Origin of the sequence: Labilibaculum manganireducens, assembly GCF_002843385.1 — a bacterium.
Taxonomy (GTDB): domain Bacteria; phylum Bacteroidota; class Bacteroidia; order Bacteroidales; family Marinifilaceae; genus Labilibaculum; species Labilibaculum manganireducens.
This window is the reverse complement of the sequence record NZ_MVDE01000006.1, coordinates 98,188-124,090: the sequence shown is the minus strand read 5'-3', so window position 1 is coordinate 124,090 and position 25,903 is coordinate 98,188. Positions and strand designations below refer to the sequence as shown.

19 protein-coding genes are annotated in these 25,903 nt (G+C 36.6%); 4 read left to right on the top strand and 15 right to left on the bottom strand.

Annotation, left to right across the window (positions count from 1 at the left end; all coding sequences use genetic code 11):
* Nucleotides 1-158 precede the first annotated feature (158 nt).
* A complete protein-coding gene (locus BZG01_RS06085) occupies nt 159-728 on the top strand; it encodes a DUF2284 domain-containing protein (protein WP_101308939.1) in 570 nt (189 codons plus the stop codon).
* A gap of 55 nt (nt 729-783) precedes the next feature.
* On the opposite strand, the gene BZG01_RS06080 is transcribed toward BZG01_RS06085, so the two are convergent.
* From BZG01_RS06080 to BZG01_RS06065, 4 genes are all read right to left on the bottom strand, one after another.
* Nucleotides 784-1,335: an HDIG domain-containing metalloprotein gene (locus BZG01_RS06080; RefSeq protein ID WP_101308993.1), complete on the bottom strand. Its 552-nt coding sequence runs from the start codon at nt 1,333-1,335 to the stop codon at nt 784-786.
* The gene (locus tag BZG01_RS06075) at nt 1,319-2,560 is read right to left on the bottom strand and encodes an isocitrate/isopropylmalate dehydrogenase family protein (RefSeq protein WP_101308992.1); all 1,242 of its coding nucleotides are present in this window, start codon (nt 2,558-2,560) and stop codon (nt 1,319-1,321) included. The genes BZG01_RS06080 and BZG01_RS06075 overlap by 17 nt, the downstream gene beginning before the upstream one ends.
* Nucleotides 2,561-2,864: 304 nt before the next feature.
* The gene (locus BZG01_RS06070) at nt 2,865-3,647 is read right to left on the bottom strand and encodes a toxin-antitoxin system YwqK family antitoxin (RefSeq protein WP_101308938.1); all 783 of its coding nucleotides are present in this window, start codon (nt 3,645-3,647) and stop codon (nt 2,865-2,867) included.
* A 57-nt stretch (nt 3,648-3,704) separates the two neighbouring features.
* Nucleotides 3,705-6,968 (bottom strand): UvrD-helicase domain-containing protein, encoded by a 3,264-nt coding sequence (locus BZG01_RS06065; protein ID WP_101308937.1) that lies wholly within the window; start codon nt 6,966-6,968, stop codon nt 3,705-3,707.
* A 379-nt stretch (nt 6,969-7,347) separates the two neighbouring features.
* Between BZG01_RS06065 and BZG01_RS06060 the strand changes: the two genes are divergently transcribed.
* Nucleotides 7,348-11,244 (top strand): fibronectin type III domain-containing protein, encoded by a 3,897-nt coding sequence (locus BZG01_RS06060; protein WP_101308936.1) that lies wholly within the window; start codon nt 7,348-7,350, stop codon nt 11,242-11,244.
* Between the two features lie 173 nt (nt 11,245-11,417).
* A complete protein-coding gene (locus tag BZG01_RS06055; RefSeq protein WP_101308935.1) occupies nt 11,418-11,816 on the top strand; it encodes a DUF6146 family protein in 399 nt (132 codons plus the stop codon).
* Between the two features lie 78 nt (nt 11,817-11,894).
* Here BZG01_RS06055 and BZG01_RS06050 read toward each other — a convergent pair whose 3' ends face one another.
* Nucleotides 11,895-12,779 (bottom strand): DUF3078 domain-containing protein, encoded by an 885-nt coding sequence (locus BZG01_RS06050; protein WP_101308934.1) that lies wholly within the window; start codon nt 12,777-12,779, stop codon nt 11,895-11,897.
* A 205-nt stretch (nt 12,780-12,984) separates the two neighbouring features.
* Between BZG01_RS06050 and mnmA the strand changes: the two genes are divergently transcribed.
* Nucleotides 12,985-14,157 carry a tRNA 2-thiouridine(34) synthase MnmA gene (gene mnmA, locus BZG01_RS06045; RefSeq protein ID WP_101308933.1) on the top strand — a complete coding sequence of 391 codons (1,173 nt, stop codon included), beginning with the start codon at nt 12,985-12,987 and terminating at the stop codon, nt 14,155-14,157.
* Between the two features lie 208 nt (nt 14,158-14,365).
* Here mnmA and BZG01_RS06040 read toward each other — a convergent pair whose 3' ends face one another.
* The 10 genes from BZG01_RS06040 to BZG01_RS05995 form a co-directional block, all read right to left on the bottom strand.
* On the bottom strand, nt 14,366-14,629 hold the full coding sequence (locus tag BZG01_RS06040) for a hypothetical protein (protein ID WP_143470846.1): 264 nt from the start codon (nt 14,627-14,629) through the stop codon (nt 14,366-14,368).
* Between the two features lie 15 nt (nt 14,630-14,644).
* Complete coding sequence (locus BZG01_RS06035) at nt 14,645-15,115, bottom strand: hypothetical protein (RefSeq protein ID WP_101308931.1); 471 nt, start codon at nt 15,113-15,115, stop codon at nt 14,645-14,647.
* A 207-nt stretch (nt 15,116-15,322) separates the two neighbouring features.
* Complete coding sequence (locus BZG01_RS06030; RefSeq protein WP_101308930.1) at nt 15,323-17,860, bottom strand: S8 family peptidase; 2,538 nt, start codon at nt 17,858-17,860, stop codon at nt 15,323-15,325.
* A gap of 23 nt (nt 17,861-17,883) precedes the next feature.
* Entirely contained in the window at nt 17,884-18,345 is a 462-nt protein-coding gene (locus BZG01_RS06025; RefSeq protein ID WP_101308929.1) for a hypothetical protein, read from the bottom strand.
* Nucleotides 18,346-18,763: 418 nt separating this feature from the next.
* The gene (locus BZG01_RS06020; RefSeq protein WP_101308928.1) at nt 18,764-19,429 is read right to left on the bottom strand and encodes a hypothetical protein; all 666 of its coding nucleotides are present in this window, start codon (nt 19,427-19,429) and stop codon (nt 18,764-18,766) included.
* Between the two features lie 505 nt (nt 19,430-19,934).
* Nucleotides 19,935-21,767 carry an LTA synthase family protein gene (locus BZG01_RS06015; RefSeq protein ID WP_101308927.1) on the bottom strand — a complete coding sequence of 611 codons (1,833 nt, stop codon included), beginning with the start codon at nt 21,765-21,767 and terminating at the stop codon, nt 19,935-19,937.
* Between the two features lie 40 nt (nt 21,768-21,807).
* Nucleotides 21,808-22,482 (bottom strand): phosphatase PAP2 family protein, encoded by a 675-nt coding sequence (locus BZG01_RS06010; RefSeq protein WP_101308926.1) that lies wholly within the window; start codon nt 22,480-22,482, stop codon nt 21,808-21,810.
* A 19-nt stretch (nt 22,483-22,501) separates the two neighbouring features.
* Nucleotides 22,502-23,374, bottom strand: a complete 873-nt coding sequence (locus BZG01_RS06005; protein ID WP_101308925.1) for a diacylglycerol/lipid kinase family protein — start codon at nt 23,372-23,374, stop codon at nt 22,502-22,504.
* Between the two features lie 91 nt (nt 23,375-23,465).
* Nucleotides 23,466-24,188, bottom strand: coding sequence for a nucleotidyltransferase family protein (locus BZG01_RS06000; RefSeq protein WP_218973021.1), 723 nt, complete (start codon nt 24,186-24,188; stop codon nt 23,466-23,468).
* A 185-nt stretch (nt 24,189-24,373) separates the two neighbouring features.
* Nucleotides 24,374-25,813, bottom strand: a complete 1,440-nt coding sequence (locus tag BZG01_RS05995; RefSeq protein WP_101308924.1) for a RapZ C-terminal domain-containing protein — start codon at nt 25,811-25,813, stop codon at nt 24,374-24,376.
* Nucleotides 25,814-25,903 lie beyond the last annotated feature (90 nt).

The following is a 25,903-nucleotide window of genomic DNA, read 5'->3' as shown; positions in this document are numbered from 1 at the left end:
ACGAAGATACAAAAATACTGTAAGCTGAAAGCTCATTTTTCAATCCTTTGCACGTCTGAATTATTAAACTGTTCAATTTTTTGTTCATAAACCTTTAAGCCACCCAACTAAAAGTTATCAAAACCATTAAATTTGTAAGGCTTACAAACAAATCAAACATGAATAATTACCAAACAGGCTCCTTTGAGAAACAATTTCACAACAATACAATCACGATTCATTACAAGCAGCTTAACCTCAAAACAAGTGAAATTCTTTCCTATCTAAATCCGAAAGAATTTAACATTTATTGTAAAAACGGCTGTCCAAATCATTCTCAAAAATGGACTTGTCCACCAAACTGTCCAACTTTTGAAAATTATTCCAAAGATTATTCTGTTGTATCTCTTTACTTATTTTACACCTCTCCTCATCAATTTGAAAATAATGATAACAAAGCCCTGTACTCTTACAATTTCATTAAAGAAGAACTGCAAACCTATCTTCGAAAAATTGAGCCGGCGAATGGAAAAATGATTGCTGCAAATAGTTGTGAGCTTTGCTCTACCTGTGGGCTTGCTTTGGGAAAGGAATGTCATATCCCGGAAAAAATGCGTTACAATTTGGTCGCCTTTGGTTTTAACGTAAGCAAAATAATGACCGATCTGTTTCAACACGAACTACAATGGGCTTCGAAAGATCAAATACCTGATTTTGTAAGCAGTGTTGGAGCCATATTAAAAAAATAACTCCGGCAAATTAGTTGCCCGGAGTTTTTTTGCATGATTTTTATTTATTAGACAATTACACTTTTAATCTTTCTTTAAAAGGCAAAAAAGTCATGAAGTCGGCATGGTGAACAATGTAGGCTTCGGTGCTTCTTTTCACCATATTTCCTTCTCCTGCATGGGTTGCAATAATGTGGCAAACCTCGGGTGGAATACCACACTCCTCAGCCAATGAAACCCCTGAAAAAGGATGACGGATGTATTTTCCATATGTGCCCTGAACTGCATTATCGTCCTCATCCAAAATATATTCCAACAACTTACCTACGTCACAAAGTATGGCTCCGGAAAGTAAAACATCCATATCCACAGGCAACTCGTCTTTAAAAAAGGAATTCATTTTTTCGCCGCTTTCTTTTGCTATATGAACTACGCATTGCTTGTGATCCATAAAACTCACTTTAAAATCAGGTCCACATAAAAGTGTAAAAGGAATTCGTTGCAGATCTTCATCGGACAGTACACTTCTTTCCAAAGCAATCTCCCATACTTTAGTCGTTTTTTCTCTTAGCACCTCATCTTCAATCCAATTGAGTTCGGGCCACAATTCCTTAACTATTTTTCTCATATTCATAATCAGGATTGTTGGAATATTTCGTTTTTAACTTTTCGATAATTACATCTGCCATTTGCTGAGTGGATGCAGCACCATTAGCAAGCACATCTGCACTGCCTGTCATCTTCATCATATCGTAGGTTTGTACCTTTCCTTCTTCAATTACTTCGGCAACCGCTTTTCTAATTCTTGCAGCTACTTCCTTTTCTTCCAGATACTCCAACATCATACAAGCTGATTCTACCATTGCAATAGGATTTACTATGGAAACCGGATAATCGGCATATTTGGGAGCAGAACCATGAGTTGGCTCGAACACAGCAATTCCTTCATCAGACATTTGTGCACTGCAGGCAAAGCCTAAACCTCCAATAAGCCCGGCAAATCCATCAGACACAATATCTCCAAACATATTGCCCGCCACAATCACTCCGTAATTTTCAGGATTTTTGGTCAGCCACATCATTTGAGCATCAATGTTTGTGTTCCAAAGTTCAATTTCAGGGAATTTTTTCTTCTGGATTTCCTGTGCCAGCTTAAACATCATTCCTGAAGTCTCGCGAATAACATTTGGCTTTTCGCAAAGCGTAACCGATTTATATCCATTCTTTTTGGCGTACCCGAAAGCTGCCATTAAAATTCTGGTGGTACCGGTTCTCGTGAAAATTCTTGTGGAAATGGATAAATCTTCCCTTGGTACACTGCCAAAATTCTTCACAAATTTAGGATGTGAAGTTAGTGCTGCATAAACAATATTATCTGGATTTGACCATTCTACCCCGCCGTACAAACCTTCTGTGTTCTGTCTGAAAATTACGACATCAACTATTGGTTCTTCAATTGCCCCTCCTTTGCCTCTGCGGATAAAATTTAACGGATTTCCTTTATAGGTTTTGCAGGGACGAATGCAGATATCGAGGTTGAAGTACTGCCGTAAACCAACAATTGGACTTGAGTACACCAATCCTTTATTTTGCAAAGCCGGAGCCAATTCATTCGCTGCATCATCCTTTGGTTTGGACGTTATGGCACCAAACAATCCTATTTTATGTTTTTTTAGCAGTTCAATCGTTCGCTTAGGAAGAGGATTCCCTTCCTTACACCAAAATTCCCAGCCGATATCACCTTCTTCGTAATCTGCTTCAAATCCTGCAGAATTTAAGATCCTAATGGTTTCGTTAAGTACAACTTTGCCTATTCCATCACCGGGCATAGCAACAATAGTTCTCCTGGTCATAAGTTTCTGTTTTGTAAGTTTATACCAAATTAACATCAAAAAATACCTCATAAAATGTTTCTTTTTAGCTATATCTTCGTTAAAAAAGATGCATCGTAACATGGCTATGCTTTACTTTTTGCCTCGATACAGCTAAAATTTAATTCATTTTAATTAAAGTCTATTTTGAAATTAAATTGTATTAGTGTGATATATCATCTTAAATATACCAAATTACAAACATTTATCTTATGAGGAAAATCAGTGTTTATTTTAACAAAAAAAAGCCCCTAAAGGAGCTCTATATCAATAACAAAATTAATCTTTAGTTAGGATTTCGAATCGAAACAGGAACTATAATACTTAAAAGCCGATCATTTTGATACGTGGTTTTTTCCACTGCCACAATAGAAATGTTCTTTTCAATATTAAAACCTTTAGAAATAGGAATTCTTAATTCGCCTACTCCTGCAATGGTTTTCAATTCTGCAAGACCTCGGGTACCAATTGGAAAAAATTTCCCATCGATTAATTTACCCTGATAAAATTGTACTTTATTCCGCCCATTGCTCAACCGGAATTTAAGAACATATTCCTCCTTTGTTTTTAAAAGATCAATCTTCTCCACTTTAATGTAAGGTTCCGACTTCTCCTTCCCTGTCTTGGCATACTCTTTCAAGCCCACACCAAGCATATCATTTTTGTATAAAAGTTCAGATTTTAATTTCCCGTTTTCCCAGAATTTCTTCTGAAATCCATTCTTTTTACCTTTCACGTAATTGGTTTCCCGATAAACCTTTCCATCCTTATAATACCACAAAACAACACCATGTTTCATCCCATCAACATAGGGAATATCATACTGTTTCTCGCCGGTTTTATAAAAGGTTTCACTGACACCAACTTTTTTATTGTCTTTATACTCAACAAAGGATTTCAATTCTCCAGTCCCAAAATAATACTTTTTGATTCCATTTTTCACGTTTGACTTAACAGTGTCCTTTGTTTCAATCATCTTACTATCTGCTTGTTCTTTCGATTTCCCCGACAGTAAATCACAGGAATTAAGTAGGAGTAAAACGCTTATCAGCAATACAATATTTTTCATCGATATTTTTTTTTGACTGTGCAAAGTAACAAGATTTCAATTTGGAAGCAATAATAATTATACTTCCTCTATTTCAGACAGTTTTCCATAGAGAACAAATGCTTTCACCTTTTCGAATCCAAGTTGTTGAATCAATTTCTTGTAAGCTAAAACCTGCTTTTTGTGAATATTCTCCTTATTCTTTCCGAACTTAAAATCGATAACAACCGCCTCTTTTCCTTTATAAATAACTCTGTCTGGCCGCAGCACTTCCCCTTTTCCCAAAAGAATATCTCTCTCGTTAACCACCGTCCAATCTTTCGAAAACCATTCAGAAACAATTGAGTCATTCAATAACTCTTTAGCAAAAAGTGAAACTTCCTGAGCTTGAATCTGATCCAGTTTCCCTTCAAATTGCAATTGACTCACCGCTTTGTTAACATCCTCTTTGTATTCTATCAGTTGAAACAGCTGATGCAGAATATTTCCTCTGCTTACCGGAGAAAAGGTCTCAACCGATTCTGCTTCCGAGAAATCAAAATAATCTGCCGAATGCGCCCGTAACTTTAACCGGTCATCGAGCAAAGAAGCAGGATACCCGCTCCTCTTCTCTTTTGTTTTTTGAAGCCCTTCGGAAACTCTGACTTTCAATTCTCCCAATTCGAAATATTTACCTTCCTTGTTCCAATTCTGAGCTAAAGACACAATTTTATTTCCATTAAAATCAGAAGAATAGTTGTCTGAGTTTTCGAAGATGAACAAAAGCAAGTCTGAAATATTTCTCAAATCCCTCTTGGCCGAAAGTGGTGAATAACTGATAAAAACCTCTTCGGCTCTGGTTTGGGCAACATACAAAAGATTCAGATTATCAATGTATGACTGCAATTTTTCAGTGAAATATTCCTGATAATAGATGGTTTCCTTCAAACTGCTGCTATATCGAACAGGAAGTACATCCAAAACATTAAAACCTTCTACTTTAGGCTGACACCAAAGTATGTTTGTGTGCCGTGCATTGTCAAGATCCCAATTGCAGAATGGCAAAATCACCACCTTGAACTCCAAACCTTTCGACTTATGAATCGTCATGATTCGGATTGCATCCTGTTGGTCTGAAACCGAAATCACCTCCTTGTCTTTTCGTTCTGCCCAATAATCCACAAAAGAATTCAAATCCGGAGCATCTGTCTTTGTAAATCCCAACACCAGATCCTGAAAAGCCTCTAAAAACGGAAAGTCCTGAGCACGCTCATTCAGTTTGAAAATGTGAATTAATTTCTCAACCAAATCATACAAAGCCTGCCTTTTTAAAGCAGGAATATTGGCCGTAAATTCATCGGGGAAAATAGATTCAAATGTATTTTCATCTTTAGAAACTGTGTACAATTTATCCTTATCTTCCTGTTGCTGATTTTGAATGTAAACCTGATATTCCTGCTTTAAAAACCCAAGATTTATTTTATCATCAAGATATACAAAGCAGGTCAGTAAATGAGTCAGAAAACTAATTACAGATGAGTTCTTTAAATAGAGTGAATCGTTTGAGATCACATCGTAATTGACACCTTCTTTCGCATTTTCGCTTGCGCGATACGCCATTAAAGTATCAGCTATCAAACCACCTTCTTTTCCATTTCGAACCAATATGGAAATGTCTCTTGCCTGATAACCCATTTCCTGAAATTGCTCAATTTTTAACGGCAAATCTTCCAGCACCTTCTCAATCCAGTCTGAATCAGTCTCTTTTTCAATAAAATGGGCTTTTACGTATCCAGAAAATTTGTCTTTACTTTCCGGGAAGTGCTGATAAACGTCCTGATAAGCTCCTGTAATTTTCTCCTGCTCCTCTGCTAATCCTTCCGAAATATCGGTTGGAATAGAGGCATTGTATTCATTCTGCAAAATCTGCGCTCCAAGCGCAAACACCGAATTATTATAGTTGATCACATTTTTAGAGCTTCGCCAGTTGTAATTCAGGGTCATGCCATTCACACCAAAACCTTGAAAATCCTGATCCAATTGTTCCGATAAGATTTTCCAGTCACCATTCCGCCATCTGTAAATGGATTGTTTTACATCTCCAACAACCAGAGAGTGATTCCCTTCGGCCAAAGAATTTGTCACCAATGGTTTGAAACTCTCCCACTGCATCGACGATGTATCCTGAAACTCATCAATCATGAAATGCTTGTAAACATTCCCGATTTTCTCATATATAAAAGGCGTGTCATTATCTCCAATAATGCTTCGAAGCAAACGACTCGCATCCGACAGAAGAAAGATGTTTTCGCTCTCGGAAAACTCCTGAATTTTTTTAGACAAGTCTGTTAATATGCCCAAAGTATAAATATAACTCAAGGTTTTATCCGTTGATTTATACAACATCGACTGCTCATCGTAATGATTAACAGCCTTTTTCAGCAAATCATTCAAGCCTGCATTACAAGCCTCTCCAACAGCTTGTTTCGTTGAAGAACTTGCTTTTCCTGTTGTCCATTTTTCAGGAGTATCAACAGCTGATCTGGCTCTGATTCCCGGCTCCATCTTTCCTCCGTCTCCTAAACCCGATAAATAACCTGCAACACCCGATTTTCCGTATGCAAACTCAGTAATATCCAAAGCATGTTGAGCCAAAATCCGTCTTGTTTCCTCTCCTATTTTATTGAAAAAGCCTTCAAAATCATCTTTTATCTCCTTTAGGATTTTACGATAGGAACTCAGGAAATTTTTATCAGAAAGTTTGTCAATTAATTTATCAGAGAAATTTTTAAAATCTTCTTTGAAAACTTCATTGCCAACGTCTAAAATTTCCTGTTTAAAATTCCAGTTTTTTCCTTCTCTGATTTTCGATTCTGCAAAATCGGTTAGCCATGATCTTAACTGCGGATCCTTATCTACATCAGTAAAAAGCAAATCAGCAGCCTCATTCAATACCCTTCGTTGGTCCAGTTCAATATTATAACCCATTTGCAGGCCAATTTCGCGGGTGAAGGAACGAACCACTTTCTGGAAAAAACTATCAATGGTAGTGACCGAAAACCTGGAATAATCGTGAAGAAGTCTGTTTAAAATTTCTTTTGCTCTGGAAACCAATTCAACAGAATTCAGATTGTGCTTTTCTTTTAATTCTTTGGCATAAGGCGAATCATCAGATTGTGACAAAAGATAAATTTCTTTTACAATTCTAGACTTCATCTCATCTGTAGCCTTGTTGGTAAAGGTAACAGCAAGAATACTTTTATAATTTAAAGGATCTTCAAAAACCAAATTTAGATACTCTTTGGTAAGCGTATAGGTCTTTCCTGACCCTGCAGAAGCTCGATATATGGAAAGTTCGGACATATTTTAATCTTTATTTAATCCGAAAATAGCAATAATAATTATGAGGTGGGAAGCAATGCAAAAATAAAATGATCATTTAACTCCAAACCATCTTGCAATTCTAAATAATAAACAAATGCAACATTATTTACAGTTAACCTAATAACAAATACAGTTTAATTTAAAACAACATTAAAAACATCAGGTGAAAACTTAAACATGCCAATTTATATGCAAAACAAAAGCCTTATCTATCACAAACTAAAAAGTAACATAAAAATATAATTACATAGAAATACAACAATATATTCGTTCATCATAACAAACAACTATTGACATCGTCTTTTATTTTTCCTAACTTCTGCTTTATTATCAAAATATTCACTATAATCCAATAATTATGAAAAAAATCTTTACTCTTCTTCTTTGTTGTATTTTTATTCTTTCCTCTGGATATTCCCAAAAACGGGAAATAGACAATGATGGAAAATACAAAGGAATTATCAGGATAAAATTCTCTCCCAAATCCGATAAAAAGGTAAACGAGTTACACCAGCTTCTTATAAACAGAAGTCAGTCAAAAACAAAAAGCACTGAAGAATTTGTTCGCACCAACATCGCGAATCTTGACAAAGTAAACCAACAGTTTAAGGCAAATAAAATGCGTCGTGTGTTTCGTGATGCTGGTAAATTTGAGGCTAAACATAAAGAATTTGGCCTGCACCTTTGGTACGAAGTGGAATTTAATACGTCAACTCCGGTATCCCAACTCATAAAATCTTATCAGAATGTTGCTGAGATTTCGATGGCTGAAGGAATTAATGCAACCAAACAAATTGAAGGTGTTAAACTTCCAGAACGTAATAATACTCCTGTCCCAACTACTCTTCCTTCAGGAACCAATGATCCCCGTTTTGTTGATCAGTGGCATTACGAAAATACAGGCCAGAACAATGGAACTCCAGGTGCCGATATCAGTTTACTGGATGCCTGGCAGGTAGAGACAGGAAATCCGAACGTTATTGTAGCAATTGAAGATGGTGGTGTCGATTATGACCATGAAGATTTAGCCGCAAATATGTGGATAAACCCTGGTGAAATTGCCGGCAATGGTATTGACGATGACAACAATGGATATGTTGATGATATCTATGGATATAACTTTGCTGACAATACCGGTGACATTTACGTAGGTGATCACGGAACTCACGTTGCCGGAACGGTTGCAGCGGTATCCAACAACGGAATTGGAGTTAGCGGTATTGCAGGCGGAAGCGGAAACAATGACGGTGTAAAATTAATGTCATGTAATGTTTTTAGTGCCTCAAGCGGTGGTTTTGCTGAAGCATACTCTTATGCGGCAGATAATGGAGCAGTTATTTCGCAGAACAGTTGGAGCTATACTTCCCCTTATCAATACGACCAGGCTGTTCTTGATGGTATTGACTATTTTATTGCCAATGCAGGTGGTGCAAATGCTCCGATGAACGGCGGTATTGTAATTTTTGCTGCAGGTAATGACAACTCTCAGAGCAGATACTATCCTGCCTACTACAGCAATGTACTTGCAGTTGCTTCTACCAATAAAAATGATGTGAAAGCGTACTATTCCAATTACGGAACATGGGTTGATATTGCAGCTCCCGGTGGAGAGCTGGAAACAACTAATGAGGATCCTACGGCTGTTCTTAGTACTTTTCCCAATGACAATTACGGAGTATTCCAGGGAACTTCAATGGCTTGCCCACATGTATCAGGTGTTGCAGCTCTTGTTGTTTCAAAATATGCAGGAAACATTACTCCTGCCGAATTACGTGCCAAATTAGTGGACAACACTGACCCCATTGACGATTTAAATACTAGTTACGCCGGTAAACTTGGCAGTGGCAGACTAAATGCCTACAAGGCACTTACCGATGATAATTTACCATCTGTTCCTTCTGGTTTAGCCGCCTCGAACGTAACTCAAACCAGCTTTACTATTGGATGGAATGCCGTTAGTGGTGCTGTTAGTTACGATGTTCAAATAAGAGAACAAGGCGGTACATGGCAAACTATTAATACATCACAAATTACCTATGACTATTCCGGGGCTGTTGCCGAAACTACTTACGAATTTCAAGTAAGAGCGAACAATGACGCAGGATCAAGCGGTTATTCTGCAATTGCTTCTGTAGTAACCGAAGCTGCACCAACTGTACCCGTGGCTCCGGTAAATCTTACTGCAACTAATATTACCTATAATTCATTTACCATTAGCTGGGATCTTGTAACAGATGCAACAGATTACGATCTTGATGTAAGACCTGTTGGCGGAACGTGGACTACGGTAAATTTAAACAACCCAAATTACGATTATACCGGACTTAATCCAGAAACAACTTATGAATTTCAGGTGAGAGCAAATAATTCCATTGGTTCAAGTGTTAATTCAAATTTGGTATCTGCAACTACCCTTGCTGCACCAACTGCTCCAAATGTTCCAATGAATTTAACTGCCTCAGACATTTCATATAATTCATTCACCATTACATGGGATGTTACTGTTGGTGCTGTTGATTACGATTTAAATGTAAGACCTGCGGGTGGAACATGGAGTACAATAAACTTAAGTACAACAAGCTATAATTACTCAGGTCTGGATGCTGAAACAAACTACGAGTTTCAAGTGAGAGCAAACAATTCTGTTGGTTCCAGTGATTATTCAAACATAGAAACCGCAACTACTCTTGCTGCTCCTTCGGCACCAGCAACACCAATTAATTTGGCAGCTTCAAACATTACCTATGATTCTTTCACCATTACCTGGGATGTTACTGCTGAAGCTGTTGATTATGATTTAAATGTAAGACCTGCCGGCGGAACATGGAGTACGATAAATTTAAGCACAACCACTTACAATTATACCGGACTAAATGCTGAAACCAACTATGAGTTTCAGGTAAGAGCAAACAATTCGATTGGATCAAGTGATTATTCAGGTATTGAGAATGCAACTACTTTGGCTGCGCCAACTGCCCCCACAGCTCCGGAAAATGTGACTGCATCAAACATTACCTACAGCTCATTTACAATTAGTTGGGATGCAGTTACCGATGCTGATGATTACGATTTGGATATTCGTGAAACAGGTGGTACATGGTCAAGCTTCAATACAAGCTTAACCACATATAATTACACCTCTGCCCTGGCTTCAACCAGCTACGAATTTCGGATTCGATCGAATAATGAAATCGGCTCTGGTGATTATTCCAGTATTGAATCATTAACAACGGATCAGATTCCGGTACCGGAAATACCAACAGGATTAGTGGCATCGAATATTACGTCTAATTCCTTTAATTTAAGCTGGAACAGCATCGAATTTGCAGACAATTACGATCTTCAAATAAGAGAACAAGGTGGTAACTGGGAGCTTTTCACCACATCGGCAACAAGTTTCGACTATTCAAGCGCAATGGCCGAAACGACCTACGAATATCAGGTTCTTGCCAGTAACAGTTCCGGATCAAGTGCTTATACTTCAATACAATCATTAACTACACTTGCCGAATCAACCACGCCTGATTATTGCGAATCCTACGGGCAAGCTACCCGCTATGAATACATCGATTTGGTAGAACTGGCAAATATGAACAATCCATCAGGTGATGACGGCGGTTACGGTAACTATACCAATATGACTGCAAGTGTAAAGCCAGGAAACAGCTATACCCTAAATTTCTCTCTGGGATACAAATCGAGGTCTTATACTGCAAACTGGAGAATATATATTGATTTTAACCGTGATGGTGAGTTTACCAGTAATGAAATAGTAGTTTCAGGCTATACTGCCAGTGCAGGAATTTCATCTTCCAACATAACAATTCCTGCGAATGCCGCAATTGGAAAAACCAGGATGAGAGTTATGCTAAAACACAGAAGAGCTGCGAAATCCGGATGTGAAATATTCAGTCAGGGAGAAGTTGAGGATTATACCGTAGACATAAGCAACACGGCTCCTGCCCTGGCAACTAAATCTTCTGGTTTAGCCTTTGGCAATCTGCTAAGTGAAACTCCTCCTGTCGAAGAATTGAAGCTGTATCCAAATCCCGCTAAGGATTTTGTAACCCTTTACATTCAAGGCAATATTCAATCAAAAGTCAGAATAAGCTCCTTAACAGGAAAAACGATTCAAATTCTAAGTCTTGATCAGGAAAGCAATACAATTGATATTTCAAATTTACCTTCAGGAATGTATTTTATCTCTGTTGAAGATGGTGATGAAATTATCTCTAAAAAATTAATCAAACTATAAATCCACTTATATTTTCATTTTCGAGGACAGGTTTAAAAGCCTGTCCTTTTTTTTTACCCACAAAACAATGTAACAAATTAATTATCATACACGTAACAGCTATTACATCTTCTAAATAACTGACTCTCTCATTACTGTGATTTTATCTGTTTGATCTCTTAATTAGTTTCGTCATGAAAAAAATCATCTGTTTATTATTCATTCTTAGCATTGTTTATGGGTGTTCAACATATTCCGCATTCAAAACTCCTGTTCCTGTTCAGGATAACGAAAATGAAATTGCCGTAACGGATAGTGTAGAGTACGAATTACTTATTTTAGATACAGGATTTGAATCGTGGTTTGCAACCAGAAACATGATGGCAACTGCACATACAAATAACTATTACAAAAACTGGAATCAGATTTACGTTTTGGAATGGAATCAGCAATACATGCAAGGAAATCCTCGTATAGATAATTATATAGAGTATGATCCTTTGGAAGATTATGGTTTGGAAATTAATTACAAGCTGTACAATTACTTTCAGTTTGTAGAAGAAAAAACCGGCATATCATTAGTTCGCCGATAAGAAAAGCGGAAGAATCCAAATAATGATTCTTCCGCTTTTTACTCATTTAAGAAATGTACTCCCTAATAATAGTTCTGCTTAAAATTTGTAGGCCAATCCGATTCCAATAATTTCCTTGAACTGAATTTTTGGACCTTTGTTTACGCCATCCTTATTCACATATTCAACATCATCATCGTAAACCAAAGAAGTATTAACTGTTGCTGTTAAAAAATCATTCACCTTCATGTTAATCATCACATCCCATAAAACATCAACATTTCCAAAGTCTTGAGAATAATTTGTAAATAAACCCAAGGTACTCTTCAAATTTACATTTTCAACCAAATCCTTATTCAATGCCAACTTGGTAAACGCACCAAACTCTCCTCTGAATTTATCGCCCGGGTCAACACCAAAAGCCCCGGCAGCAGATAATTCATCATCATTAACAATTGTCATTTTACCAGTAACAGGAGAAATATAAGCCGAAAAAACATCACTTGGTTTGTAATCCATACCTAAAGAAAGAGTAATATATGCCGGAGCCAAAAAGTTGGATACTTTCACATCTGGTTCTCCTTCGGTATTCGAATAATTGTAGCCCTTTGCAAATTGAGTTTTAAAATCCAACAAGGCACTGTAATACCATTCACCGCCATTCTTATGACCGTATTTGGTTGTGAAATCAATTTTATCAATGCTTTTGCGCATACCTTGGTCGCCTTGCTTAACCATACCGTATTCAAGGTTTAATGTATTTTCCCAACTGTTCTTTCCTTTATTGTAATTTGAGAATAAGTTTAACTGAGCATTCGTTGAGATTGCATTATCTCCACCTCCTGACCAATTTGTTAGCGATGTTTGAGAAAATGTTAGTGATGCCATACCTCCCTTTTTCCAATATGAGGTATCTTGTTTTTCCTGTGCGGAAACAAATATAGCCATGCAAAGCAATAGCATTAAAACTCCTGATTTTTTCATTTTTTATAAATTTTTAATATTTCAATAGTCATGGATCATTTATTTAATCCAACTCAAAACTAAATCGAAGTTAATTCATTTTTACTTTCAAAAAAAATACATAACAAAATTTAGGTGTTAAATTACAGGCAATTCGTCAGGCACAATTGGCACTAAGCCAAAAATTGAATACTTTTACATCTTGAAAAACAAGGATTTATTAGTGATGAAGAAAAAAGTTGTTATCGGATTATCGGGTGGAGTGGATTCCAGTGTTGCTGCGCATTTATTAATTGAGCAGGGATATGAGGTGGAAGCACTTTTTATGCAGAACTGGAACGATACGGTTGGATTAAAATCCGAAGAATGCCCATTTGAGGAAGATGTACTGTTTGCTCAAATGGTAGCCAAAAAATTGGGAATCCCATTTCATTTTGTGGATTTAAGTGTAGAATACCGTGCAAAAGTTATCGATTACATGTTTTCGGAATATGAAAAGGGACGTACTCCCAATCCGGATGTACTTTGTAATCGTGAAATAAAATTTGATGTATTCCTGAAAAAAGCATTGGAGCTGGGAGCTGATTATGTGGCTACCGGACACTACTGCCAAAAGGAAACCATTATAAAGGATGGCAAAGAGATTCATCGGTTAATTGCCGGAGCTGATAACAATAAAGATCAGTCTTATTTCCTTTGCCAGTTATCGCAGGAACAGCTATCCAAAGCGATGTTTCCTATCGGACATATTATAAAACCTGAGGTTCGGGAAATTGCCCGTCGTGAAAAAATGGCCTCTGCCGAGAAAAAAGATTCTCAGGGCATTTGCTTTGTTGGGAAAGTTGACCTTCCGGTTTTTTTGCAGCAAAAGCTGAAAGCCATGAAGGGACAGATCATTGAAATTATGCCTGACAAAGCTGATGAGATCATCCCAAAATCAGATGCTTTGGCAGCTATTTCGGCACCATATCAGTTTAAACCTGAACACGGAACTGTTGTAGGGGAACACAATGGCGCCCATTTCTTTACTGTGGGACAGCGAAAAGGTTTAAATGTTGGCGGAAAGAAAGAGCCATTATTTGTGATTGGAACCGATGTGGTGAAAAATATTGTTTACGTAGGCATGGGGCACGGGCATCCGCTATTGGCAAGAAAAGCTCTGTTCATTCCTAAAAATGAAGTGCATTGGATTCGTGAAGATTTAAGGCCAACTGAGGAATGTGAAAGAAGATATGATATCAGAATTAGATACCGACAGCCTTTGCAAAAGGGAACAATCTACTTCAAACAAGAAGGTTTGTACATACTTTTTGATGAGCCACAACGCGCGGTTGTTTCAGGACAATTTGCTGCCTGGTACGATGAAGGGGAACTGATTGGTTCGGGAGTGATTGATTAAGGAATCAAGCTTATATATTTGTAAAGCCATTCATTTTGAGTGGCTTTTTTTCATTTCATAATATAGATAATAAGCATCTTCGAGATGCTATTCAACGGGGCATTTAGTTTGTGAGTGATTTAAAATTACTATTATAGGCACATCGTAAGGCCCATATAGCCACTGACAAACCTCATCAGATTCAAACAGGTGTTGATCCTTATCTTTATCATACTCTCTGTAAGTAAATTTCACCCTTAGGAAAACTTCCAGGAGCTTGAACTACATTTTCATATTCTACACCTTTATAAGTTAATGGATCACCTAAATCTGATTGATCTTTAATTTGAATCAGAGCTCCTTCTCCACATTCTAGAAAGGCAAAAACATTGCCCTCAATACAAGAATCTGAAGGTTCGCGGTCATCATCGCAACTATACAAAAACAGAGTTACAGTAATGACTATACTTAGTAATTTTACTATTGTTTTCATGATTTCCATTGATTATTATTTAATTGCAGATTTAATGATTACTTGTTTTGCATTGTTAAAATCTGAATAATTGAAATCTGTACTACATAAATTAAATTTTTTTTCTTCATTAGTCGCATAAGCATATGTTATCTTGATTTTAAATTCATAGCGAACTGCTTTAGGTAGATACGCAGAATTCCTATAATTTTGAAAATATGATTCAGGAATTTTATAGAGTGTATCTGATGGATTAAGTAATACCGAAGCTGGCATTTTATAACTAGGATCCGATAAATTATAGGTTACCAATGTATCTTGCAGATCTGTTGAAATAAATATATATCCAATTCTGTATTGATGATTAATTGTGCATGGATCAAACCCCACAATATACCCCTCGGCGTAGTTACTTTTCTCATCATCTTTTTCACACCCTACTCCAATAATCAAAAACAGGCAGAACAAAATGAGCAAGCATTTAAATTGGTTTACTTTTGTTTTCATAGTTTCAATTCATTAGTTACTAATCCTTATAATATACTGATGCTCACATCTTAAAATGGTTGTCTCTATTTTAATTAAATCTCTCAAGCAAGTACTTTCGCCATTCTGATTCTTATTAATATGCTCTGGAACCAGACAATACACATTAGTTATTGAAAAAACTGAGAGCCCCACCCCTGTAAGACTCTCAGCTATTAAAAGAGTAATTTACCGCTGCACTTTCAGTTGTTGTTTGTGCACTTTCCCGTTTACAATCACATGAAGAAAATAAGTTCCTTCCTCCAAATTGTTGGTTGGTATTTGTAGTTTTTTGCTTTTCGATTTCATTTGCTTTACCAAGCCTTTGCGTTCGTTCCAAATTTGAATTTCATACTCTCCTAACTCCTGTGTTTTTTCACCCATAGGAACACTTACCATTACAGGTGAAGACTTTTGATATTCAGAGATTTCGTCGCCCCCATAAAAGTTAAGTTCGGTATATTCATTAGCTGGGTTAGGAGATACAAGCATAAAAAATGGCTCTTCTACCTCAAAAAACAATCTATTTTCACTAGAACCACATTGATTTGTTTGTGTTGCATAAATAAACCCGACACCTCCCTCTCTCCTACCAGCTCTATAATGTGCTTTCATTGCATCACCATTCACATAATCAAGAGGGCCAGTAAAAGACCAATCAGAATTTTGAATTCCCTGTGAAAAATGATCCCCATTCGAGTAATTTACAATGGCAATACCTGGCATTCCAATATCTAAAATAGTTGTTCCAGATAAAGTAAAAGAGGGTGGCCCAACCCAAACATCTTTCCGTGGCAAAGTCACATTACCACAAGCACCGCTAATTGCAGCCTCAATCCAACCAGCGCCACTACTTGTTGAAGAATATGCTTTTGCCACAACCGTACTTCCGGTATTGCCCGATGGAAAACTAATATTCGAACTGGAAGTCCAGGTTACAGGTACTTCAGCTGATAAAGCATCCAAACCAAATGTAGAGCCTGAGGTGCATACCAAATTAGGCCCATCTATCAAAGTAGTTGAAATAGCTTCTGTTACTGCTCCACAAGCATTTAATCTACCAAATCCTAGTTCATTACTCCTACCATTAATGTAAGCATAGCCACCAACTTCATCTGAGGTTTCTGTTAATATTTCAAAAACCTCCTCTTGAGTAAGATTTGGATTTACAGATAATATTAAAGCTGCAACACCAGCAACCTGAGGGCAAGAATATGAAGTGCCACCAAATCTCCCCGTATATGATAGATTATTTAAACCTGTGCCTGGCAATATGGAACCAATTACAGGTAAATTTCCACCATCGCTACTTTTAACAGGATTATAACCGGCATTTCCTGGTGTATCAATAGACCAAGCTTCAAATGTTTCGGTTGCTATTTGATTTGAATAGGCTCTATGCGAAGGTGCAACAAGATCGATAACTTGATTGTTCTGGCTTGCAGGATTTGCGAGTGGGCTATAAAAGGATTTCTGATCAAATCTATCAGATGCTCCAACCGTCAGTACTCCTGTGACGTTTACATTGCTTGGGAAATGAACAAAGCCATCATTTTCAAAATTATTACCTCCCGAAAAGACAACAACGCACCCTAGATTATTCCGACCTTCGGTTGTTGCGGCAATTATTGCATCTCTTATTACGGGGTGCAAATTAGGATCGTCGGAATTGTATCCCCAACTATTCGATATGATATCCGCACCATTTTGACTTGCAAAACCTATGGCATCCGCTAACCCTTGGGGCGTAATACCAGAATTGTCTGCATTAAATATTCGAATAGGCATAATCCTGCAATTGGAAGCTATTCCTGCAATCCCCTCGTTATTATTTTGAGTCGCACCTATAATACCTGCACAAGCATTGCCATGATTGCTATTAAAGGTTGGCGATGGGTTATTCGGATCTCCATCAGCAAAATTACTCCCATTTAGACGGATTTGACGTGTATTAGGTAAATCTGGATGATCAGATGTTAAACCTTGATCTAATACTGCAATAACTATATTGTTATTCCCTTTGGTAATAGCCCATGCTTCAGGAGCATCAATATCTGAATCATTAGTTCCAGAATGTCCATCTGCAAATACTTGTCCCGTGTTGTTTAATGAAAACTGATTTATAAAATAGGGATCATTGGGAATTGTTTGGTGCAACTCCACATCACAAATAAAATTGGGATGACTGAAACGTGTCAATCCACTCTCATGATATTTATTCGCAATCTCCAGTCCATCTGCTCCATTTGGGACTTTTAACAATTGGTAAATTTTAGTTGTCTTTACTAATTCTACATTATATTCTTTATGTAGTTTATCAATTTCTTTTTGTGAAACACCTTTATTAAACCTTACAAGAATTTCATCGGTCACCCCCATTTCCAGACCCATATTAGTGGCATATACTGGATTAATAGTCTTTACATCTACTTGTTTTAGAATTTTATTTTTTATACTACTCATTTTAGATGGTTCAGAGATAATTACACAAGTACTTTCATCTTTCCATTTTATGTATTCGTCTCTAAGTCCTAAATAAGAACGTATTTGTTTTTTATCATGTTTTTTGTTTTGCTTATATCTTACAATAAGCTTATTATCAAGCTTGTTTAAATATATTTTTTCAGCATAGGCATAATAAAACTTTGATTGTTTCGACATCGAAAAACTCATCAAAACTAAAACGGTAATAAATAGAATAATACAAGCAGTATAATTATTTTTCATTGCATTAGGGATTAGATTAGTATTTATTTAATTGCAGATTTAATGATTACTTGAGTAAAATTAAAAGAAAGGATATCCGTTGTACATACATTAAAAATCATTTCATCCTCATTAGCAATAGAATATGTGAACTTAAGGGGATATTCGTACCGCAAAGATTTTGGAAAAAACAGAGTACTTCTATAATTATCAAAATATGCTTCAGGAATTTTATAAAGCGTATCTGATAAATTAAGTAATACCGACGCAGGCATTTTATAACTAAGATCTGATAAATTATAGGTCACCAATGTATCTTGCAGATCTGTTGAGATAAATATATATCCTATTCTGTAGTGATGATTAACGGTGCATGGATCGAACCCCACAATATACCCCTCAGTATAATTACTTTTCTCTTCATCTTTTTCACACCCTGCACCAATAATCAAGAACAGGCAGAACAAAATGAACAAACATTTAAATTGTGTTACTATTGTTTTCATGATTTCAATTTTTTAGTTAATATTCCTTTTTAATCTACTGATGCTCACTTGTTAGAATGGTTGTCTTGATTTTAATTAAAACTCTCAAGCAAGTACTTTTACCATTCAAATTTTATCAAACACCTTCCGCAAGCTTACAAAGCACATTTTTGTTTTGGAAAGTATGCTGTGTAAACTTACACAGTCTGTTTTCGTTTTGAAAAGTATGCCATGTTATCTTACACAGCCTGTTTTTATTTTTAGAAATAGGCTATGTTATCTTACATGGACTATTTTTCGTTTTAGAAATGAGCTATGTAATGTTGCACATGCTATTTTTGTTTTTGAAAACAGGCTGTGTAAGCTTGCAAGGAGTGTTTTGATTTTGGAAAGTATGCCATGTTATCTTACACAGCATACTTTTCTTTTTTTGGAGAGATTATGCTTCGGTAGGAAGCAATTCTGCCTCAATTTTTTTCTTCGAAACAGTTTGCGGGAACAAGCGGTTGGCGAAAGTTTTGCCAAACATCTTTATGGCATCCAGGTAATTGAATTCGTATTGCCTGCGCAAGTTTGCCTGGGTAACCTCTTCGTTGGCAACAGCCGTCCGCACTTTGGTTTTGGCTTGCTGCAAATCTGCCAATGAAGTTCGAACTTTGCCAATGCTTTCTTCCAATGGAGTAATTTGAGCAGACAGGCTGTGCTCTTGGCCCAACGATTTAATTCGCTCTTTTATTTCTTCGGCTGCATCGGCCTTTTTTAAGATAGAAAAGCGCAGAATAATGGAATATCCTCCATTGGGAAATAATAGCTTATGAACCGGAAGACCGGGATTTTCTCTGTCGTATTGCTTTGCCCCATCGGATATGGTTCTGATACGATCATCCAATCCGCCTTCGTTAAATATTAAGTCGTCGTAAGCATTATCCTGCAACAGCCTTTCCTTTTTGGTTGCCGTATTTTTCACTTCCAAGTCGGTAATTAAGGGATTAATGTTGGTCACAAATATTTCTGCACCTTTTGTTTGTTTGCATCTGCGGGTGTGACGAATGGAATAGTTAATGTGTACTTCGGATGACATAGCATCGTTTAATTTTCCTGCCATTGTTTTTTGATTTAAATTATGAATAAAATCTCACCAAGGTGAGTGAATTGTAATCCCAATCTCTTAATCCGATCCATCTCACGCCTCTTAACTCTTACAAATAATCTTTATCCTCCTTCCCCCCTACTTATCTACTAATTATTTTTATGATCAGCCATAAACTTAACACATCTTTATTTAACATGCAAATATGCAGATCAAATATTAATTCCAAATTATCCGCTTAAGAAAAATAAAAATCGATTCATCACCAATTAAAATACATTCAACACGCATCAACATTAGGAAGACAAGCTATATACAATACCAAATCCACATCAAAATTTATCTTGTAAAATAATTTCTTTAGATTTATTAATCACGTCATACCCTGACATGGCCGGCTTGTTTATAGTCAGAGCATGACAGGCTTAAGACTGTAAACAGATTTTTTGAAATTAAGCTGGTATAAGACACAAAAAAAACCGTTCGAATTGAACGGCTTTTTTGTTTGCTGTATGGCTTACTACCGAGCCCGAAAATCCTCATTCAGATACTGCAGTAAGGCTTTCCAGTTTTCTCTGTTATTGGCACTTTCACCTTCTTCATGAACGTATTTATTCGAAGTTAAATCGAATACACTTCTTTCCTTTTCGTCGATGTAACCAAAACCGTTGTTGTAATCAAAATAGGCATATCCTTTCTGATCTGCCGCCAGTAAATCTTTTCCAAAAATAAACTCATCGGCATTTATATCCAACTGAGACAAAAGAGTATTTGCCATATCCGGCTGACATCCAAACTTGTCAACAACAAGATTCTTTTGATTTAAAGCACCACCCAACCACAACATGGGGATCTGATACTTTATAAAATCACTTGGCACACTTTTATCAATATACCTGGTGCCATGATCGGCAACCAATATCAGTATTGTATTCTCCCAAGCTTCTGTTTTCTTAAAATCAGCAATGAATTTACCCAAACATCTATCGGTATAATTAACCGAATTTAAGAACCGCTCATCTTCGCTGTTTCCTTTAATCACCTTTTCCATAGGAACATCAAATGGCTCATGACTGCTTAAGGTGAAATATACTTTAAAGAATGGTTTCGTTTCCGATTTAATATCTTTTAGCAATCTTTCAAATACATATTCATCATGCACGCCCCATTTTGAATTGTATAAATCCTCCGAAAAATCGAACATGGTAACCAATCGATCAAAGCCGGTATTCATGAGATATGAATTTATATTCGCAAAACGAATATCGCCGCCATAATAGAATGCTGAAGAGTAATTTTGTTTCGTAAACTTCCGGCATAAACTTGGAATGCTTTGAGTTTTCTTGGTATAGGAAATAACGCTGCGCTGCGGCAAGGATGGATATCCGCTCAGTAATCCAACAATTCCGATTTTTGAACGATCGCCAATTGCATAAAAATTAGAAAACAAAACGCCTTCTTTGGTCAATTCATCGAAATTAGGCGTTGCTCCCTGATATCCTCCCAATGAACCAATTGCCTTACTGGTAAAACTCTCGAGCATCACCACAACAACATTAGGTTTCTTCGCTTTTATCACCTGCAGCCGATCAGAATTGGGATTGCATTTTAAGCCGGCAATCGCACTTTTCAACTGATCTTCTTTCAGGAACTTAAACTGTTTCCCATCTTTTCCAATCTTCTTTAATGAGTAAGAAAAGTTCCATACCGGATTTACTGCTGCATGATTCGCAAAAGTACTCTGAGAGAAATATACAAATCCTACATTCATAGGAGCAATACCAAAACCTCCCCTTATCGGGATAATCATACCGGCGGTAATGAATAATAGAACGGGAATCCATTTGTAGTTGATCGGTTTGATCTTTTCAAGCTTTACAATTACAAACTTCCTTAAACAGATGTATGAGGCTGTTGATGTAAGAATGAATAGAACAAACAGCAGTAAATGGGTTGAAAGCGTGGTTGAAGCCATCGCTTCTTTTGGAGTTTTCAGATAACTTAACACTGTTGCATCCAAATGAAAGCCCCAATTGCGGTACAACTCCAAATTAGGAATCAAAATCATGATGAAAATAAGACCAACTACCGAATAGATAACAGTAAACAGACCTTTTAATTTTTTCGCCGGCAACCAGAATGTTACAGTCAAAATCAGTCCGCTCAAAAGAAGAATATATCCCATTAAGGATAAGTCGTGACGTGCACCTGAAACGAAAGCCTTTGCTATTTCGAAAAAAGACTGCCCCTCCAGCAAATCCCATTGATACAATACAAACAGCAATCGGAAAACAAAGAAAAACGCCAGCCAAAACAATCCGGCTGACAGTAAATAAAACAATCTGTTTTTCATGAAATCATTCAATTAATCAATTTAAAAATATGCTTATCGGTTATTTTAGGATATAAAAAACCGACAAAAGCATTACTATAATTTGCAGACTGCCTAACAGTGCAATTTGATGAATTCCCGCAATAGGATGAGTTTGCTGCTCCGGTTTGCAAATTAAACTTGGCTTAGAGTATTTTTGCAGTAATGAATACACAAAACAGGCTGATAAAGTTCCTATTAATGCGCCAACAATTATATCTCCGGGATAATGAACCCCCAAATAAATTCGCGAATAGGATACCAAAACTGCCCAGAAAATTACAAATACACTTGTTACCCGATTCTTAAACAACAAGGAAACAAACACCGCCAAGCCAAATGAATTTGATGCATGCGATGATGCAAAACCATATTTTCCGCCCGTATATCCTTTTACAATATGCACTAAATGACTAAATGACGGATCTCTGGAAGGTCTGAATCGTTTAAAAACAGGTTTAAACACTCCCGAAGCAATTTGATCACTTAAAACAATTACCAGAAGTATGCTTAGGATGATTAAAGTTCCTTTTCTCCAGCCAAATGTGTTGATTACAGCAGCAACTATCACAAAATAGAATACAAACCAAATTACTTTCCCCGATGTCAACATCATGAATGTATCCCAAAAAGGATTGTGCCGGCCATTGAAAAACAACAGCAATTCTTTGTCTAAACTAAGCAACCAATCTAACATGCTTCTTTATTTTATAGTGTTACATTTTCATTTTCACCACTTCAATCTGCTTCAAAATTTCAATACTTAAAGTCTCTTCCAATTTTTTAGGCTCGCCATCTACATGATAAGTTTCAGAATTTGAATCAATTACCAAACTACTGGCTTTTACAAACTGCACATATTTTGAGTTCTTCAACTTTCCTAAAAACAAACGAACTACGAAGTTTGGCACTACATAAAAAGGAATTTTTTTTATCAAAACCAAATCGAACAAGCCGTCGTTGCAGACAGCCTTTGGAGCAATCAAAGCATTGTTCCCGAATTGCCGGGTATTTGCAATGTTGATCATATGATATTTACCCTCAATAACAGAACCATTAACATTGACTTTGGCTTGTATGGGTTTGTATTTTAAAAGCGCTTGAATGGTGCAATACACATAGGTCTTTAGTCCTCGTGCCGGCATCTTTTCAAATTCGGTTGCCACATAACTATCAAAGCCTAAACCTGCCATATTGCCGCATAGTTCATTGTTTATCTTTATGACATCAACTTTTTCAGTTCCACCTTTTAAAATCTGATCCAGTAATTTTTTAATATCGCCATCAAAACCTAACTCGCGGGCGAAACCATTGCCTGAGCCATTAGGTAAAACAGCTAATTTTAGCGTGGAATATTTAATCAAATATTTCAGTGTCGTATTTATGGTACCATCGCCTCCACAAATAATAAGTACTTTGTATTTTTCCGCTTTAGCGGTCAAAAAAACATCAAATTCCTCCAAAGAATTACTGACAAAATAATCAACTTTAGGAGCAAGTTCTTTAAATTTCTCAAGGATTTTACCCGAATTGGTACCGGAGTGAGGATTGATAACAAAAATGATATCCTGTAAGTTTATTTTTTCCATATAAATTATTGGTGCACGGCTCTAGTATCTTCTGTTAAGAAGTGATATCGATATTCCGGTTTTTATTAAATTGAGCCCAAAAATAAACAAATTATTTCAGATGATCTTCTGCCCAAGCCAAATCTTCAGGTTTACCAAGGTCTGTCCAGATTTTTGAGCTGTCTTTAAAAGCCAGAATCTTTTCATTCTTTGCCAAGCGTAAATACAAATCGATAATGGAAAATTTACCTTTCTCTGTAATTAAGGGAAATAGTTTCGGACTAATTAAATGAATTCCGCTAAAAGCCATTGGTTCAGATTCATTCATCTCTTCTCTGGCAACTTTAACCTCACCGGTTTTACAGTTCTTCCAACCTGTTAACTGATTATCTTTACTGAAATACAAGTATCTGCTGCTGGTTCTTTCGCGCATAACCATACTTACCAATGCCCCGGTCAGTTTATGAAAATTGATTAATTCAGATAAATCCAAGGAAGAAAAAACATCTACATTATAGATTAAAACGGGTGCGTCAGTAATAAATAAATCAGCGGCTTTCTTTAATCCACCTCCTGTATCCAGTAGTTCTTCCCGTTCGTCTGAAATACGAATATCAGCACCAAAATTGTTATTCTTTTGAAGAAAATCCTCAATCATATCTGCATAATGATGCACGTTAATAACGATACGATCAACCTTAAGTTCAATTAATTTTAATATTGCTCTTTCCAAAAGAGGTGCTCCTGCCAACTCAACCAATGCTTTTGGTTTCGAATCGGTATAAGGTTTTAGGCGGGTTCCCAAACCTGCCGCAAAAATCATTGCATTCAACATCTTTTCAATTATCAGTGAACAGTTATCAGATTACCGGATTGTATTAATCCTTTTTCTTCTTGGAATCGCACAAGCTCTTGGCTTTTTTAGCCACCCGATTGCATTTTTTGCAAACAAAATTTTCCGAATTACATACTTTTTCTGCGTATTCCTTCGGTGATAATTTACAACGTTTATTGCCCATATTAACTTCCTTCTATTTCCCGTTCAATGTGCCTTAAACTGATATTCACATCAAACTTTTCCCGTAAATGCTTTGCCAAACTCTCTGCCGAAAAAACGGAACGATGTCTTCCTCCGGTACAGCCAAAGTTCACCTGTAAATTGGCAAAATTTCGACTGATGTATTTATCAACACTCATGTCGACAATACTATATACTGAACCTAAGAACTCATCCATTTCGCTGCGCTCCTTGAAAAAGTCAATTACCGGCTGATCTTTTCCTGTCATCTCAACATATTCCTGATATCTTCCCGGATTATGAATGGCTCTGCAATCGAAAACAAAACCTCCGCCATTGGTTGTTTTGTCTAATGGAATTCCTCTTCGGTACGAAAAACTATTTATTTCAACATGAAGTTTTGGTTTTTCTTCCTTACCTACGCTTTTCAAAAAATCTGAAGAAACAACAGCTTTTAGTGCTTTCACCAATTCAGGCAATTCAACAGGAATACTCATTCGTCCCAATATGGTTTCCAAATTTTTTAATGCGAATGGAATCGATTTTAAGAAATGATCTTTTCTTTCGTAAAAACCTCTAAATCCATAAGCTCCCATTGCCTGCATGATGCGAACCAATACATATCCCTGAAAAAAGGAAGTGAAAGCTTTTGGATCTACTGTCTGTACTTTTTGAATCTCCTTTAGATAAAAGGCTAACAGTTCATCCCGAACATCCTGTGGAAGATCTGCCTTAGCATCGTATAGCAAAGAAGCCAAATCGTATTGCAGGGCTCCTCTTCTTCCTCCCTGATAATCGATAAACCAAGGCTCACCATTTACCAGCATGATATTTCTTGACTGAAAATCCCGATACAAAAAATAATCACGGGGAGCATCCAACAAGTAATCCGAGAATTTTTGAAAATCGTTCTCGAGCAACTGCTCATCGAATGGAATTTTAGCCAATTTTAAAAAGTAATATTTAAAATAGTGCAAATCCCAAATCATAGATTGCTTATCGAAACTATCCCGAGGATAACAAACACTATAATCCAATCCATTTTCTCCTTCGAGTTGAAAACGTATCAGTTGAGAAATTATCTTTTTATAAATCTGCACCAAATCGTTGGCAAAACCTTCTCCTACTCTTAAATGCAGAATATAATCGAACAGAGTTGTATTGCCTAAATCCTGTAAAAGATAGATGTCCTGTTCGTTATTTTCACCGTAAATTTCCGGAACCGAAAGACCTTTTTCTGCAAAAAACCTACTAAAACCAAGAAAAGCAGTATTCTCTTTTTTATCGGCATTAAAAGCTCCCAATGCCGTTCTCTTTTCTCCTATTAACCGAATGTATTCGCGATAAGAACCTGATTGAGGTAAAATTTCCGTTTCAATTACTCTGTCATCAGCCCATTCTTCAAATAACTGAATTAGAGCAGTTTTTATTTCTTCTTTCAAATCGTATGTATTTTGATTGCCTAAAGCATTTCTTCTGATTACAAATCTACGAAAAGATCTTATACCGACTGATATGTGCAGTTCTTCTAA